The organism is Bradyrhizobium sp. Bra64 (genome assembly GCF_024519875.1).
Classification (GTDB): Bacteria; Pseudomonadota; Alphaproteobacteria; order Rhizobiales; family Xanthobacteraceae; genus Bradyrhizobium; species Bradyrhizobium japonicum_G.
Map to the genome: position 1 here is coordinate 119,498 of NZ_JALJRD010000009.1, position 16,282 is coordinate 135,779.

At 66.1% G+C, this 16,282-nt stretch carries 14 protein-coding genes; 5 read left to right on the plus strand and 9 right to left on the minus strand.

The genetic code is table 11. From position 1 onward, the window contains the following. The first annotated feature begins 112 nt into the window (after window positions 1–112). The 4 genes from NR187_RS24270 (at window position 113) to NR187_RS24285 (ending at window position 5,023) form a co-directional block, all read left to right on the plus strand. Window positions 113–787: a dienelactone hydrolase family protein gene (locus tag NR187_RS24270; RefSeq protein ID WP_256807919.1), complete on the plus strand. Its 675-nt coding sequence runs from the start codon at window positions 113–115 to the stop codon at window positions 785–787. Window positions 788–924: 137 nt separating this feature from the next. Then, window positions 925–2,058 carry a DUF4375 domain-containing protein gene (locus NR187_RS24275; RefSeq protein ID WP_249129594.1) on the plus strand — a complete coding sequence of 378 codons (1,134 nt, stop codon included), beginning with the start codon at window positions 925–927 and terminating at the stop codon, window positions 2,056–2,058. Window positions 2,059–2,308: 250 nt separating this feature from the next. Continuing rightward, on the plus strand, window positions 2,309–4,474 hold the full coding sequence (locus NR187_RS24280) for an anthranilate synthase component I (RefSeq protein ID WP_256807922.1): 2,166 nt from the start codon (window positions 2,309–2,311) through the stop codon (window positions 4,472–4,474). A gap of 9 nt (window positions 4,475–4,483) precedes the next feature. Beyond that, window positions 4,484–5,023, plus strand: coding sequence for an adenine phosphoribosyltransferase (locus NR187_RS24285; RefSeq protein WP_211386816.1), 540 nt, complete (start codon window positions 4,484–4,486; stop codon window positions 5,021–5,023). Window positions 5,024–5,028: 5 nt separating this feature from the next. Here NR187_RS24285 and NR187_RS24290 read toward each other — a convergent pair whose 3' ends face one another. From NR187_RS24290 to NR187_RS24330, 9 genes are all read right to left on the minus strand, one after another. Next, window positions 5,029–5,361, minus strand: a complete 333-nt coding sequence (locus tag NR187_RS24290) for a GIY-YIG nuclease family protein (protein WP_211386815.1) — start codon at window positions 5,359–5,361, stop codon at window positions 5,029–5,031. 82 nt (window positions 5,362–5,443) lie between these two features. Next, complete coding sequence (locus NR187_RS24295) at window positions 5,444–6,112, minus strand: hypothetical protein (RefSeq protein WP_211386814.1); 669 nt, start codon at window positions 6,110–6,112, stop codon at window positions 5,444–5,446. Window positions 6,113–6,172: 60 nt separating this feature from the next. Then, complete coding sequence (locus NR187_RS24300; RefSeq protein ID WP_211386813.1) at window positions 6,173–6,925, minus strand: hypothetical protein; 753 nt, start codon at window positions 6,923–6,925, stop codon at window positions 6,173–6,175. Between the two features lie 206 nt (window positions 6,926–7,131). Next, window positions 7,132–8,349, minus strand: a complete 1,218-nt coding sequence (locus tag NR187_RS24305) for a M48 family metallopeptidase (RefSeq protein ID WP_211386812.1) — start codon at window positions 8,347–8,349, stop codon at window positions 7,132–7,134. 32 nt (window positions 8,350–8,381) lie between these two features. Next, window positions 8,382–8,942: a LemA family protein gene (locus NR187_RS24310; protein WP_211386811.1), complete on the minus strand. Its 561-nt coding sequence runs from the start codon at window positions 8,940–8,942 to the stop codon at window positions 8,382–8,384. Window positions 8,943–9,080: 138 nt separating this feature from the next. Further along, window positions 9,081–10,058: a small ribosomal subunit Rsm22 family protein gene (locus NR187_RS24315; protein ID WP_256807926.1), complete on the minus strand. Its 978-nt coding sequence runs from the start codon at window positions 10,056–10,058 to the stop codon at window positions 9,081–9,083. 32 nt (window positions 10,059–10,090) lie between these two features. Beyond that, window positions 10,091–13,555 carry a chromosome segregation SMC family protein gene (locus NR187_RS24320; protein WP_211386809.1) on the minus strand — a complete coding sequence of 1,155 codons (3,465 nt, stop codon included), beginning with the start codon at window positions 13,553–13,555 and terminating at the stop codon, window positions 10,091–10,093. A 219-nt stretch (window positions 13,556–13,774) separates the two neighbouring features. After that, window positions 13,775–14,431 (minus strand): DsbA family protein, encoded by a 657-nt coding sequence (locus NR187_RS24325; protein WP_256807929.1) that lies wholly within the window; start codon window positions 14,429–14,431, stop codon window positions 13,775–13,777. Between the two features lie 136 nt (window positions 14,432–14,567). Then, window positions 14,568–15,059, minus strand: coding sequence for a DUF721 domain-containing protein (locus NR187_RS24330; protein WP_211386807.1), 492 nt, complete (start codon window positions 15,057–15,059; stop codon window positions 14,568–14,570). A gap of 122 nt (window positions 15,060–15,181) precedes the next feature. On the opposite strand from NR187_RS24330, the gene mutY reads away from it, so the two are divergent. Further along, window positions 15,182–16,279 (plus strand): A/G-specific adenine glycosylase, encoded by a 1,098-nt coding sequence (gene mutY, locus NR187_RS24335; RefSeq protein WP_211386806.1) that lies wholly within the window; start codon window positions 15,182–15,184, stop codon window positions 16,277–16,279. Window positions 16,280–16,282 lie beyond the last annotated feature (3 nt).

The window sequence follows — 16,282 nt, forward strand, 5'->3', positions numbered from 1 at the left end:
AAGGGGGCTTTTTTGTTGCACACGCGCGTGTGTTGTCTGGCGCGATTGCCTATCGCGCTCGCAGCGGCCAAAATGCCGCCAACCGCTCCCCAGAAACTCGTCGGAGGACACCATGGGAACCGCCATCACCTTCAAGCGCCCGGACGGCAAGGACGCCTCGGGCTATCTTGTCAACGCCGCGCGCGGCAATGCGCCGGGCGTGGTCGTGATCCAGGAATGGTGGGGCCTGTCGGACCAGATCAAGGGCCTCTGCGATCGCTTCGCGCTGGCCGGTTTCGATGCGCTCGCGCCCGATCTCTACAAGGGCAAGGTGGTGCCGTATCACGACACGGACGCGGCCGGCAAGGAAATGAACTCGCTCGACTTCATGGATGCCACCACGCAGACCGTGCGCGGCGCCACGCAATATCTGTCGCGCAACGGTGCCAAGGTCGGGCTGACAGGCTTCTGCCTCGGCGGCGCCGTCACCATCATCGGCTCGGTGCATGTGCGGGAGCTCTCGGCTGGCGTCGTGTTCTACGGCATCCCGCCGGAGCAGGCGGCCAAGCCGGCCGACGTCAAGATCCCGCTCCAGGCCCACTTCGCCAACAAGGACGATTGGTGCACGCCGGAATTGGTCAACGGTTTCGAAAAGGCCATGAAGGCCGCCGGCAAGTCGCTCGAGCTGTTCCGCTATGACGCCGAGCACGCCTTCGTCAACGAGCAGCGCCAAGCCGTGCACGACCGCGAAGCCGCCGAGCTCGCCTGGGGCAGGGCGACGGAGTTTTTCCGGAAGCATCTGGGATAGGGGCTGCGGGGCGCGCGTCGGTCATCAACGCTCTTGCCGCGTCGCTATTGAAACGAGCCTGATGCAATTATAGGCTGTAGTCGGGTGGCGTGTCGCCATGGCGACTGTGGGGGTGGTTGATGATTGTAGAGGGACGCTTGACGACGGTTGTCGTGCCTCGCAAGGCGCTGGAAGCGGCTCTGGACCCCGCGGAGGCCAAATATCTGACTGGCGCTGTGGTCGACTACGTCAACGAAATTCAACGTGTCGGCGTTTACTCGGGACGTGAGCTACCGGCCGTGGCTATACAAGCCTATCACGCGGACTTTTATCTCGCTCAGGTCAACAATGGCGGTCACAGTCAGTTCATCGGCAACACGGGCATCGCGATGCTGCCGACGACATCCGGCGATGCGGTCGCTGGATTGAAGGCCATGGGAGCGAGCGCGCAACACCAGATATTGCAGGAGATGATCGCGTGGGTGGAGGCACACCCCGGCGAGGCTGCGCTACAAAACGGTTTCGAAAATCGCGCTGCGGAACTCAACGCGCTTGACACTCGCTTCTATGAGGCCGAGCGACTTAAGCCGATGACGCCACTCGCGGCCCGATGGATCGCGAACTGGCCCGAATTGCGCGCCGTAGCAAAGGAGCAATACGCCTCCGAAATCGAGCGGCTTGCGCAGCTCAATCCGCATCTGTCGCAACGCCGGATCTGGCTGGGTGTTCGCCAGATCAGCTACCAGATGACCGACCGCCTGGAGCTGACCGTCGCCGCGGCGTGTGGGGCCGTGATGCCTGACCCGGAACTCAATCTCATGATTCTTCCGGGATTCGACATGGATGTGGAGGGAGAGCCATGCAGGGCCTTCGGCGTTAAGACCAACAAGGGCTCGCGGCTATGCGTCTTTGACGAGGCGGGTGGACGACTTTATGAACTTGCCACGCGCAGTCCGCTAGTGGGCGCGCGGCTGTCAACTGTGGGGGCTGACACAATCCGGAATTTCTCGAGAATCGCCGAGCAAAACTTTGCGGCCGAAGCGATCGATCTGCTGTTGCGGAAGTCAGGTCTGGATCCGGCGGCGATGATCACGGCATTGAACGTGAGCGACGACCGGGCGGCATGGTATGCGGTCACAGGGAATACCTGCGTTTTGATTGAAACCTTGAGCGACCGCGCCAACATGATTGGATCTGACGGCAAGGCCGCGCTCATAGTGACGCGAGCCGAAATCGAACGACATGCCGCCGAGGCGGCTGTGGGGCGCGACAGCCTGCAGATCCGGGCATAATCCGCAACGCGGTCAGCGCCATTTTGGTGATCGAGGCGGTCTGGCCACCCTTGACGCCATCCCCGGGCCATGGTGAGTATCCGCCCTATGAGCACCGCCGTCCGCCCAGCCCGTCTTTGGTGGCGCACCTCCTGAGAGGTGGCCGGTGCGATTTCTTTTCCCAAAATCGTCCAAGGTCGCCCACGCAGTGCGGCGGCCTGATCGTTTGTCCTGTGTGGCGTTCCCTCGGCAAGTTTCGTAAGAGGACGACATGAACAGGACAGTCTTTGCCCTCCCGCCCAAAAGCGATTACGTGACCCGCGCCGGTCTAGCGATCACGCGCGTGGCGGAGCAATTTACCGGCGGTGCCAACAGGCTCGACGACCTCGTCAACCTGCTCGACCGCCGCCGCGGCGTGGTGCTGTCGTCGGGCACGACTGTGCCGGGTCGATACGAGAGCTTCGATCTCGGCTTTTCCGATCCGCCGCTCAAGCTCGAGACCACGGGCTTCAATTTTGCGCTGGAGGCGCTCAACGAGCGCGGGCAGGTGCTGATCGCATTCCTCGCCGACGTGTTGCGCGATCCCTGCGTGGTGATCTCCGAGAAGACTGCCACGCGCCTTGGCGGCCATATCATCCGGGGCGACGCGCCGATCGAAGAGGACCAGCGCACGCGGCGCGCCAGCGTGATGTCGCTGGTGCGCGATCTCGTCGCCGCCTTCTCCGCCAATGACGACGGGCTGCTCGGCCTGTTCGGCGCCTTCGCCTACGACCTCGTGTTCCAGATCGAGGACCTCGTGCAGAAGCGCGCGCGTGAGAGCGACCAGCGCGACATCGTGCTCTACGTTCCTGATCGCCTGCTCGCCTATGACCGCGCCACCGGCCGCGGCGTCGTGCTCACCTACGATTTCGCCTGGAAGGGCAAATCCACCGCAGGCCTGCCGCACGAGACCGCGGAGAGCCCGTACCTCAAGACGCCGCGTCAAGGCTTTGCCGATCACGCGCCCGGCGAATATCAGGCCACCGTCGAGACCGCGCGCGCGGCTTTTGCCCGCGGCGACCTGTTCGAGGCGGTGCCGGGCCAGCTCTTCGCCGAGCCCTGCGACCGCTCGCCGGCCGAAGTGTTCCAGCGGCTCTGCGTCATCAACCCCTCGCCCTACGGCGCGCTGATGAATCTCGGCGACGGCGAGTTTCTCGTCTCGGCGTCGCCCGAAATGTTCGTGCGCTCCGACGGACGCCGCGTCGAGACCTGCCCGATCTCGGGCACGATCGCGCGCGGCACCGATGCGATCGGCGATGCCGAGCAGATCCGCCAGCTCCTGAACTCGGAGAAGGACGAGTTCGAGCTCAACATGTGCACCGACGTCGACCGCAACGACAAGGCGCGCGTCTGCGTTCCCGGCACGATCAAGGTGCTGGCGCGGCGGCAGATCGAGACCTATTCAAAGCTGTTCCACACAGTCGATCATGTCGAGGGCATGCTGCGCCCCGGCTTCGACGCGCTCGATGCGTTCCTCACCCATGCCTGGGCCGTCACCGTCACGGGCGCACCCAAACTCTGGGCGATGCAGTTCGTCGAGGATCACGAGCGTTCGCCGCGGCGCTGGTATGCCGGCGCGATCGGCGCGGTGAATTTCGACGGCAGCATCAACACCGGCCTCACCATCCGCACCATCCGCATGAAGGACGGTCTGGCCGAAGTGCGGGTCGGTGCGACCTGCCTGTTCGATTCCGATCCGGCGGCGGAGGACCGCGAATGCCAGGTCAAGGCGGCGGCCCTGTTCCAGGCGCTGCGCGGCGATCCGCCGAAGCCGCTGTCGGCCTTTGCACCCGATGCGACCGGAAGCGGCAAGCGAGTGCTGCTGATCGATCATGACGACAGTTTTGTGCACATGCTGGCGGATTATTTCCGCCAGGTCGGTGCCGACGTCACTGTGGTCCGCCATGTGCATGCGCTCGACATGCTCAAGCGAAAGACGTGGGATTTGCTGGTGCTGTCACCCGGACCCGGACGCCCTGAGGACTTTGGGATCAAGAAGACGATCGATGCCGCGCTGGAAAACAAGCTGCCGGTGTTCGGTGTCTGCCTCGGCGCGCAGGCGATCGGCGAATATTTCGGCGGCGAGCTCGGCCAGCTCACGCATCCCGCCCACGGCCGGCCCTCGCGGGTGCAGGTCCGCGGCGGGCGGCTGATGCGCAATCTGCCGAACGAGATCGTCATCGGCCGCTATCACTCGCTCTTTGTCGAGCGCGACAGCATGCCCGACGTGCTGAACGTGACGGCCAGCACCGAGGACGGCGTCGCCATGGCGCTGGAGCACAAGACCCTGCCGGTCGCCGGCGTGCAATTCCACCCGGAATCGCTGATGTCGCTCAGTGGCGAGGTGGGCTTGAGGATTGTCGAGAATGCGTTCCGGCTGGACGCACGCGTTGATTGAGAGGCACCAATGACCTTTGACCACGATCTGAAGGCGAGCGTCCGTACCATTCCCGATTATCCAAAACCGGGGATCATGTTCCGCGACATCACGACCTTGCTCGCGGACGCGCGCGCGTTCCGCCGCGCGGTCGACGAGCTGGTCAATCCCTGGGCCGGCAACAAGATCGACAAGGTCGCCGGCATGGAGGCGCGCGGCTTCATCATCGGCGGCGCGGTGGCGCACCAGCTCTCGGCCGGCTTCGTGCCGATCCGCAAGAAAGGCAAGCTGCCGCACACCACCGTGCGCATCGCCTACTCGCTCGAATACGGCATCGACGAGATGGAGATGCATGTCGACGCCATTTCGCCCGGCGAGCGCGTCATCCTGGTCGACGACCTCATTGCCACCGGCGGCACTGCGGAAGGCGCGGTGAAGCTGCTGCGCCAGATCGGCGCCAATGTCGTCGCTGCCTGCTTCATCATCGACCTGCCCGAGCTCGGCGGCGCCGCCAAGCTGCGCTCCATGGACGTGCCGGTGCGCACGCTGATGACGTTCGAAGGGCACTGAGAGGTTCAGATCGCTTCGGCCTTCAGCTCGGCCCGCCAGTGCAGCGCGCGCTCCTTCAGCAGCGCGTTCCTGACATAGGCCGTCTCCTCGTCCTCCAGACGCTCGCATTCGCCAAACGTCAGTCCCGCCACGCCATGCGCGTTCCACGCGGCCTGGAGGCTGCGGCAGGTGTGGCTGCCCTGGCGCAGCGCGAACCAGATGCGGTTCTGAATCGTCTCGAGGTTCGGGGCTTGGCCGACCCAGGCCTGGCCTGAGGCCGCGCAGCGGACGACGTAGATGCCCGCAACGGTCTTGCGCTCCTTGTAGGCGGCGATCGCAGCTTTCCGGTCGATGCTCACGGTGAAGGGCCTTGCTGAGGGACGCTGATGCGCACTCAGTACGGCTTGGGACGCCAGACGTCAATATTGCCCGGGTAAATATTCAGGACCGTTGCAGGATCAGGCTGAGCTCGAGCTCGCGGAAAGCAAGGTAATTGCGCCGGGTCCACTGGTGCAGCTCGGTCGAGGCGTCCTTCTCCTGGCGCAGATAGCCGGTGAAGGAAAAGTTGAGCCGGTCGACATAGGTCTTCAGGAAGCCGGGCAGCGCTGGCAGGCGGAATACCCGCCCGGTAGCCATCGCGACCGGCAGCTCGCCGCGCACGATGTACTCATTGTCCACGGTGATCAGGTTCATCCGCGGGATCTGGTCGCGCAGCATCTCGTGGGCGCGGGCCGAGACGCGGTCGGTGTCGGCAACGAACAGGATCATCGGCGCGACATGGCGGCGCGCGGCCTCCTTCAACAGGCCGATCTCGCCGGCCATCTTGAAGAACTCGTCGAAGGCGTGGAAGCCGAGGTCGATCACCTTGGCAAGGCCGTCATCGACGATGACGCGGTCCATCAGCTGCATCTTGCCGTAGGTGTCGATCACGTCGGCGGTTTCCGTGATCTTCGGCAGATAGTCGAGCAGTGACGGCTCCTTCAGGTTGACGTCGAAGGCCGCGACGTTGCCGTTCTTGAGCAGCAGGAATTCGGCGAGCAGCCGCGCCAGCAGGGTCTTGCCGACCTGCGGGCGGGGCGAGCAAATGATGTAGACGGGTGTCGCGGGCATCGACAGCTATATCAGGCCAACTTGCCGCCCAATCCAGCCGCATCCGCCCGGCTTGCGCAACTATTTTTCGCTGTTGCGGGAGCTGGGCTTGGATCCGACGATGTCAGTCAGGTGGATGCGGTCGAACTCGCTCCAGACGTTGGCGAGCCAGTGCCGGACATAACCGCGCAGCACGAACGAATAATTCGCGGCCTCGTCGTTGATGCCCTTGTTGGCGACGAATTTCAGGAACGGGACGGAGGACACCTCGACCTGCTCATAGGCCATTTCGTTGAGCTTGGGGATGGTCAGTTCGGTGGCGTCCTTGATGCGGTGGAAGTAGGAATTGTAGGTCGCCTGGTCCCATTGGAAGAACTGGGTGTCGTTGATGAAGTTCTTCACCAGGAAATATTTTGCGCCGGTCATGAAACCCGCAGTCTCGGCGATCTCGTCCAGCGAGGCGATCGAGGGTCCGAGAATGTGGAATACGGCAAAGGTGATCTGGCCGGCCTTGGCGGCGTCGAGGAAACCGATGTCACGCAGCGAGGCGAGCGCCGGCGAGAGCAGGCCGGCGCGGACGTCGATCACGGTGACCGACGGGCTCGTCGCGTTGAGCGTATCGAAGATCTTCATCTGATCGGCCGTCGTCGTCATGTCGACGATCTCGGTGATGTCAGGGTGGAAGCGCTTCAGGGTTCCGCGCGGCGACTCCGTGTCGAAGGCGCGGGTCGGCACGTTGTTGGCGGAAAAATAATCGAGCAAGGTGCGCGACACCGTGGTCTTGCCGACCCCGCCCTTGTCTGCGCCCACCACAACCACTGCCGGCTTTGCCATTGCTGTCCCCTAACGCGCGCCCCCGATCGCGAGGTCGCAATCGGCCGGGCCCCAAATCGATGTCCCAAGGATGTCCCAAGTCTGCTGTTGGGCGCGAACATGGCAGAAACAAGGGAGAATTCAATTCCGGAGGCCCCGGTTGCGGCAATTCCCGAGGTTTTTCCCAACCGCGGTGAAACTGTCGCGCGTGGCGGGAAATCGCCTGCTCAATGACGGCCCCAGGGACCCATGGGATTGTCCACCGGATTACCGCCCGCGGTTCCGGCGGAGCTGGGTGCAGGCACGGGCGGTGGACTGGCTGAGCCGCCTGTATCGTCCCAAGGCCCTTGGCGCAGCGGCGGCGGACCGTCCTGCTCGTTGGCCTGAGCCTCAGGCTCGTCCGGCTCGTCCGCAGGCGGCGGCAGCGGACCGGGATCGTGGCCGCCGGCAAACTTGACCAGCGCATCGACCCGTGACTGCACCGAGGGGTGGGTCGCGAACAGATCGGCAAAGCCCTCGCGCGGGTTGTCGACGCACAGTTCCATGACCGCCGAGGTCGCGCCCGGCAACTCGCCGCGGTTCTCGATCTTGCGCAGCGCCGAGATCATGGCATCAGGATCTTTCGTCAGCTCGACCGAGCCTGCGTCGGCGAGGTATTCGCGCGAGCGCGACAGTGCGAGCTTCACCACCTGCGACAGCAGCCAGGCCACCACGATCAGGACGACCGCGATGATGATGACGATCACGGCGCCGCCACCTGAGCTCTTGCTGTCGCTCGACGAAGAGGACGATCGCGACGACGAGGAGGACCCCGACGACCACGAGCCGCCGGAGCTCCAGCTCAAATTCGTGAACACGCGGAAGAACAATTCGCCGAAGAAGCCGACCACGCCGGCGATGATGACGGCGACGACCATCAGCTGCACGTCGCCGTTCCTGATGTGGGTCAGCTCGTGGCCCAGCACCGCCTCGATCTCCTTGTCGTTCAGCGCATCGAGGAGACCGGTGGTGACAGTGACCGAATACTGCCGCGGGTTCAGGCCGGTCGCGAACGCGTTCAGCGCCGGGCTCTCCATGATCTTCAGCTTCGGCATGGTGATGCCGCGCGAGATGCAGAGATTTTCGAGCAGGTTGTAGAGCCGCGGCTCTTCCTGCCGGGTGACGTCGTGGCCGCCGGTCACCGCGTCGATCATCGACTGGTGGAAGAAATAGGCGATCACGACCCAGACGGCCGCTGCGATCGTCGCGAACGGCGCGGCCTTAAGCAGGTCGTAGAAGGCCCGGTTCAGATAATAAGCGACGGTCCCGTTGCCGTTGATGACGACTTCGGCGACCAGCGCACCCGCGTAGACCAGCACGTAGACCAGCGCGAACAGGCCGGCGAGCAGCAGCGTCGAACGAAACTTGTTCGAGGCGATGTGCGTGTAGAGACCATACGCGGCCATGACGCGATGCCCTGCCGGCCTATCGGCTCAACTCAGAATTTCACCTGCGGCGTCGCCTCGACCTCAGTGCGGCTGGCGCCGAGATCGAAGAAGTCCTTCCTGGTGAAGCCGAACATGCCGGCGAACAACGCGGCCGGCATCTGCTGGATGCCGGTGTTGTATTCCTGGACCGCGCTGTTGAAGAAGCGGCGGCTTGCCGCGATCTTGTTCTCGAGGTCGGAAAGCTCGCTGGCGAGCTGCTGGAAATTGGCGTTGGCCTTGAGGTCGGGATAGGCCTCCGACAGCGCGATCAGCCGGCCGAGCGCGCCGGAGAGCTGGTTCTCGGCCGCCGACACCTGCGCCGGGCCCTGCGCCGACATCGCCGAATTGCGCGCCTTGATGACGTCGTCGAGCGTGCCGCGCTCATGCGAGGCATAGCCCTTCACGGTCTCGACCAGGTTCGGGATGAGGTCGTGGCGCTGCTTGAGCTGCACGTCGATGTCGGCAAAGGCCTGGCCGACGCGCTGGCCCAGCGCCACCAGGCGGTTGTAGGCGCTGAAGGCCAAGAACACGAGTACGACGATGACGCCGAGAACGATCCAGCCGGTCGACATGGAGAACTCCTGATGGGGGAAGAAGGCGAGCCTAGCCTAGACCAAAATGGCGCAGGGCGAGAGCCCCGGCGCGGAGGGGAGGTCGGATTTGGTCGGATGGAGAGCCATCCGAGTTCAAGGCAAAAGCGGGTGACGAGGTTAACTTTCGGACAGGACGGCATCGCCCCAGCGCCAGCGTCGGGCGCTTGCATAAGCGGCCCTGTCGCGGCGCGGCACCTTCGTCGTGGCGACGCCGCCCTCGGTGCAGAGCTTCGCCGTGATCTCGGCCTTGCCGAGATCCGGCGGCGCCAGCACGCGCGACGCGCGGCTTTCGGGCGGCGTGCGGGTCAGGGCGACGTAGATGAAGCGTTCGTCCTCGAACGGCACGTCGGCGCCCTTGATCTGGCGGTGCGCCTGTGAGCGTGGCAGGCGCTGGCTGAAATGGCACCAATCCGGCGCCGTGAGCGGGCATGGCTTTTCGTGCGGGCAGGGGGCGGCGACGAAGGCGCCGGCTGTGATCAGTTGCTGGCGGAGCGCGAGGATGCGCGCGTAGCCGGCCGGCGTGCCGGGCTCGATCACGACCAGCGCGTGGCGCGCCTTCGTCCACATCGCATCGGCGAGGCTGCGTTGATCGCCCTCGCTGAGCTCGCCGATGATATAGCTCGCGATGACGAGATCGGCTTGCGAGGCTTGGGCGAGGTTTGCGCCGGCATCGCCCGGCAGATAGCGACATTCCGCCAGACGCGTGCTGTCACGCGCGAGTTCGAGCGCAAGCCGGCTCAGGGTCGCGTTGGCGTCGAGCAGGGTGAAGTCCTGCAGCGAGGGAAACGCCTCCGCGGCGGCCCAGCTTGCGGTGCCCGGACCGGCTCCGACGTCGAGCAGTGTCTCCGGGACGAGGTCCGGCGCGATCTCGGTCAAAGCGTTCAGGCTCGCGGCCACGGCCGCGTAGGTCGCCGGCATCCGCGCAAGCGCGTAGGCGAGCGCATCGGCTTCGGACCTGATCGTGCCGGAGCCGCCGCCGGCGCGATAGGTGGTCGAGATTTTCTGCGATCGCTGTGCGGCGTCGGTGCGCGAAAAACCCTGGAGCTTGCCGTCGAGGGCGGCCTTCAGTTCAAAGGGGAGTGTGGGCGAGATCATGTCCGCCCACCGTCATTTCTGGGCCAGCCGTATCACGCCACGTTCTGGTCGAGAATGTCCACCGCCTCTGACAGGCTCACCGACACCAGTTGCGACACGCCGCGCTCGGCCATCGTGACGCCGAACAGGCGGTTCATACGCGCCATCGTGATCGGGTTGTGGGTGATGATGACGAAGCGCGTGTCGGTCGAGCTGGTCATCTCGTTGAGCAGGTTGCAGTAGCGCTCGACATTGTGGTCGTCGAGCGGCGCGTCGACTTCGTCCAGCACGCAGATCGGGGAAGGGTTGGTGAGGAACACCGCGAAGATCAGCGCCATCGCGGTCAGTGCCTGCTCGCCGCCCGAGAGCAGCGACAGCGTCTGCGGCTTCTTGCCCGGGGGCTTTGCGATGATCTCGAGACCGGCTTCCAGCGGGTCGTCGCTCTCGATCAGATGCAGCGCCGCCTCGCCGCCGCCGAACAGCTCGACGAACAGGCGCTTGAAATGGTTGTTGACGACCTCGAACGAGGTCAGGAGCCGCTCGCGTGCTTCCTTGTTGAGGCTCTGGATGCCCTGGCGCAGCCGCTTGATGGCTTCGACGAGGTCGTCGCGCTCGGTGACGAGGCCGGTGTGCTGGGTCTCGACCTCGCGCAGCTCCTCTTCGGCGCGCAGGTTCACCGCGCCCAGGCGCTCGCGATCGCGGCGCATTTTTTCGAGGTCTTCCTCGATGTCGTGCAGCGGCGGCAGCTCCGCGCCGGGCTCGATCTCGGCAAGGCCGGCCACGGCCTGCGGCTCGACTTCCAGCATGTCGCGGATCTCGCGCTCGATGTCCTCGAGCCGGCGCCTTGCGCCTTCCATGCGCTCCTCGGCGCGGGCGGTGGCCTCGCGGGAGCTGGAGAGCGCCTCGAGCGTCAGCTTGGCGACGCGATCGGTCTCCGCCATCGCGGTTTCCGCGGTGGCGAGCGCGTCGGCGGCCATGCGGCGGTCGTTCTCGGCGTATTCGATCTCGGTGATCAGCGCACTGCGCTTCTCGGCGAACACGGCGGGGGCGTTCTCGAGATCGCTGCGTTCGATCGTGAGTTCGGCAATGCGGGCCTGGATGGTGTCGATGTGCGAGGCCGCGCTCTCCTTGCGGTTCTGCCACTCGGTGCGTTCGGCGAGGATCGCCTGCACGCGGCGGTCGGCGAGCTCGGCTTCGCGCGCCAGCGCCTGCGCCTCGGCGCGGACCTGGGCGGCCATGCGCCGGTGGCCTTCGATGTCGCTGCGGACGGCGGCGAGACGGGTCTCGGTGTCCTCGCTCGACGGCAGCTCGGAGATGCCGGCTTCGGCATATTCGTAGGCGGCTTCGGCCTCGGCGCGGTCGGCGGCGAGACGGCTGTGCGCCTCCGACAGCGTGGCCTTGCGCGCGGCGCGGCGGCTGATCTCGCGCTCGGCGGTGGCATGGCGCTCGCGCGCGACGTTGAGCTCGCGCTGCGCGGCGCGCCAGGCTTCGCGGCTGGCGCCTTCGGTGCTCGCCGCCATCTGCAGCTCGGACTCGGCGTTGTCCAGCGCCTGGCGCTTGATCTGCGCGTCGATGCGGGCCTGCTCCAGCTCGTTCTCGATGTCGACGAGGCGGGCGCGCTCGGCAAGGCGCCGCGCCGCGCCGGTCGGTGCGTGAGCCGCGGCGACGAAACCGTCCCAGCGCCAGACGTCGCCTTCGGGCGAAACCAGCCGCTGGCCGGTCTTGAGCTGCGAGACCAGCTCGGCGCCGCGCTCGCGCGGCACCACGCCGATCTGCGCCAGGCGGCGGGTCAGCTCGGCCGGGGCCTGCACGTGGCTCGCGAGCGGAACGACGCCTTCGGGCAGCTCCGGATCGCCGTCGGTGATGCCGACATTGGTCCAGCGCATCGGCGCCGACGGGTCGATCGGCGCATCGAGATCGTCGCCGAGCGCGGCACCGATCGCCTTCTCGAAGCCCTTGTCGACGGTGATGCCGTCGATGATCGGCGGCCACAGGTTCTTGGTCTCGCCGTTGACGATCTTGGAGATCGTGCGCGCCTCGGTCTCGAGCCGCTGCACGCGCTTGTCGGCCTCGACCAGCGGCGAACGCGAGGATTCCAGCGTCTGGCGCGCGGCGACGTGGGCCGCTTCGCTCGCCTGCGCCGCGGCTTCCGAAGCCGCGAGTGTCTGCTCGGCGGTCTCGACCGTCGCGGTCAGCTCGTCGAGATCGCCGAAGCCGCCGGTCTCGTCGGCAAGCTTCTGCTCTTCCGCAGTGACATTCGCGATTTCCTGGTCGAGCCGGGCGAGCTTGTCGCGGTGGGTGCGGACGTTGGCTTCGAGTTGATTGCGCTTGGCGGTGAGGTCGGCGAGCGCGGTGGTGAGCTCGGCGAACTGCTGCTCGGTTTCGGTCAGCACGGCCTCGGCTTCCGCGACACGCTCATCGACGCCGGAGCGCTTCTCGACGCGCGACTTGATTTCTTCCTTCAGCTCAGCGTCCTCGGCGTCGAGCCGCTGCAGCGCGACATCGGCGTCCATGGTCTGCTGCTGGGCGCGCGAGATGTCGCCTTCGAACTGGGCGAGGCGGCGCTCGAGCTCGGCGACGCGCTCCTTGGCGCGCTCTTCCTCGCGGTCGAGCAGCTCGCGGGCATTGGTCAGGCGCTGAAGGCCTGCCGCGGCGCGTGCTTCGGCATCGCGCAGCGCCGGCATTTCGGCGGCGCGAATGGCCTGGATGCGGGCGGCCTCGGCCTGGTGCTGGGTGCGCTCGGCCATCTCGCGGACCGCAAGATCGTGAGTCTGGCCGGATTCGTTGACGTCGGCATGGGCGCCGATCCAGCGCAGATGGAACAGGGTGGCTTCGGCCTTGCGGACCTTGGCCGCGACCTCGCGATAACGCACGGCCTGGCGGGCCTGCTTCTTCAGGCCTTCCATCTGGCCTGCGAGCTGGCCGATCACGTCCTCGACGCGGGTGAGGTTGGTTTCGGCCGCCTTGAGCCGCAGCTCGGCCTCGTGGCGGCGGGCATGCAGGCCGGCGACGCCGGCGGCGTCTTCCAGCACGCGGCGGCGCTGCTCGGGCTTGGCCTGGATGATCTCGCCGATCTTGCCCTGGTGGACGAGGGCCGGCGAGCGCGCACCGGTGGCGGCGTCCGCGAACAGGATCTGCACGTCGCGCGCGCGCACGTCGCGGCCGTTGATGCGATAGACCGAACCGGCCTCGCGCTCGATGCGGCGCGAGATTTCGAGCAGCTGGCTGTCGTTCATCGCCGCCGGCGCGGTGCGATCGGCATTGTCGATCGTCATCGTCACTTCGGCGTGGTTGCGCGCCGGACGATTGCCGGAGCCGGCGAAGATCACCGCGTCCATGTCGGCGGCGCGCAACGACTTGTACGAGGTCTCGCCCATCGCCCAGCGCAGCGCCTCGACGAGATTCGACTTGCCGCAGCCGTTGGGTCCGACCACGCCGGTCAGGCCGGGCTCGATGACGAAGTCGGTCGGCTCAACGAAGGACTTGAAGCCGTGAAGGCGCAGGCGGGTGATTTTCATAAGCACGCATCTCTGTTGGCAGGCGCGAATCCCCCTGCCGGGACAATACCATGGAAGGCAGTGTCACTCTCTGGGTGAGTCGCGCGAGGCGCCTCATGCGGCTGGACAATGGCCGCGGTGCGCCGCGAGGGCAACCGGCGAAAGCCGCTTTTCCCAAGGGATTTACGCCGGGAAAGATTACGGCTTTGAGATGCGCGAATCAGGATTGTGGCGTGCGAATCAGCTCTTGAGCAGCGGATTGATCTTCTTGGCGAATTCCTCGAACGAGGTTTCGCCCTTGATCTTCTCGCCATTGACGAAGAACGTCGGCGTCGAATCCACCTTCAAGACCTCGCTGGCATATTTCTGGTCGGCGGCGATCTTGTCGAGCAGCGCCTGATCCTTCAGGCAGGCCTCGACCTGCTGCTGGGTGAGGCCGGCCTGCTTGCCGATCCGCGTCAGGGTCTCGGTGGTGTTCTTCATCACCCAGTCGCTCTGCTGGCGGAACAGCATGTCGGTGACCGCGAAGTATTTCGGCGCGTCGTCCTTGGCGATGCAGCGCGACAGCATCGAGCCGGCGGCGGCTTTGATGTCGAGCGGGAACTCGCGGAAGATGTAACGCACCTTGCCGGTGTCGATGTATTCCGACTTGATCTTCGGGAACACCTGCTCGTTGAACGCCGCACAGTGCGGGCAGGTCATCGAGGCGTATTCGGTGATGGTGACGGCGGCATCCTTCGAGCCGAGCATCATGTCGGGGAGCGACACCGGCTTGGCGACATCGGTGGCGGCCTGCGCCATTGCTTCGGAGATGAACCGCAGCGGCGAGAGCCCGGCGAGCGCGGCAAGCCCGGTCAGCGACAGCATCGTGGTGAAGGCGCGGCGGGTGATGGTCAAGGTCGGCTCCCGAATTGGCGTGGTCTCGCCCAGGGATCCCAACAAGGTCCTCCGGGCGGCCTGTCGCTAGCTTGAAACGACGTTTGAGGCAATGGCGAGCGGCGAGGGCGGGTCCAGATTAGCGGCGGAATGAGGCTCAATTTCGCTTGATGGCAGCCCCGAGCCGCGCCAGCGCCGACTTGAGCTGTTCATCTTCGATGTCGCCCAGGCTCCCCGCCACCTCCGCCACCGATTTGGCGTCCGGCGGGCCGGGACGGACCGGTCGCCGGGCGCGCGACAGCGGAGCCTGACGGAACGCCAGCTTGCCGACCGCGCTCCAGCCGAAGAAGCGGTTGACCCGCTCCAGGATGACGTCGGCGGAGTGCTGGATCTCCAGCGCCATCGGGCCTTCGACCCGCAGCACCAGCGTCGCCGGCTCCTGCGGCTGCCCCTCGACCGGCCGCGGCCATTGCATCTTCAGGGGCTCGGCATGGGCCGCGATCTCGGGTCCTGCGATCTGCGCCCAGCGCGTCACCAGCTCGCGCGCGGCAAAACCCTGCTTGGCATAGGCCTCGGCAAAGACGTCGTCGAGCAGGACCGCGAGCGGCTTGGCGCTGATGGGACCGGGTTTGGGGGGAAACTTCGACATGGACTCTTATAGCACTTCGGCGCGCGGACCACAGGCTCGTGGGGGCGAAGAAAAGCGTGGATGCCGGCGGCGAGCGCGGGCATGACGTGGAGAGATCGGTGCGACGCCGCTACAGTGACAGCATGAGCCCCAAAGCCGCCCTGAAGGCAAAATCGGAACCTCCTCAGCCGGGGAGCACGGCACGCCCGCAGGCGCTCCTCCAATGGTACGACCGCCACCGCCGCCGGTTGCCCTGGCGCGCCGCGCCCGGGGAGGCCTCGGACGCGTATCGAGTCTGGCTGTCGGAGATCATGCTCCAGCAGACCACGGTGAAGGCGGTCGGCCCTTACTTCGAAAAATTCGTCGCGCGCTGGCCGGATGTCGCGGCGCTGGGGCGGGCCTCGCAGGACGACGTGCTGCGGATGTGGGCCGGGCTCGGCTATTACTCTCGCGCGCGAAACCTTTATGCCTGCGCGGTCGCTGTGACGCGCGAGCACGGCGGCGTGTTTCCCGATACCGAGGAAGGCCTGCGCGCGCTGCCGGGGATCGGGCCCTACACGGCGGCGGCGATCGCGGCGATTGCCTTCGACCGCCGCACCATGCCGGTCGACGGCAATATCGAGCGGGTGGTGTCGCGCCTGTTCGCGGTCGAGGAGGAATTGCCGCAGGCAAAGCCGCGGATCCAGCAATTGGCGGCAACTCTGCTTGGCGACTCTCGCGCCGGCGACAGCGCGCAGGCATTGATGGATCTCGGCGCCTCGATCTGCACGCCGAAGAAGCCGGCCTGCTCGCTGTGCCCGTTGAACGAGGACTGCACGGCGCTCGCACAGGGAACGCAGGAGACCTTTCCGCGCAAGGCGCCGAAGAAAAGCGGGACGCTGCGGCGCGGCGCCGCCTTCGTCGTGACGCGCGGCGACGAGTTGCTCGTCCGCTCAAGGCCCGAAAAAGGCCTGCTCGGCGGCATGACCGAAGTGCCGGGTTCGGACTGGCTGGCCGGCCAAGACGACGCCCGGGCAAAACGGCAGGCGCCCGCGCTGAAGGGGCTGTCGCGCTGGCAGCGCAAGGTGGGCGTGGTCACCCACGTCTTCACGCATTTTCCGCTGGAGCTGGTGGTCTACAGGGCGAGGGCCGAGGCGCGCACGCGCGCGCCGGAAGGCATGCGCTGGGTGCCGGTCGCGACCCTTGCCGGCGAAGCGCTGCCCAACGTCATGCGCAAGGTGATCGCGCACGCGCTGGGCTGAAAA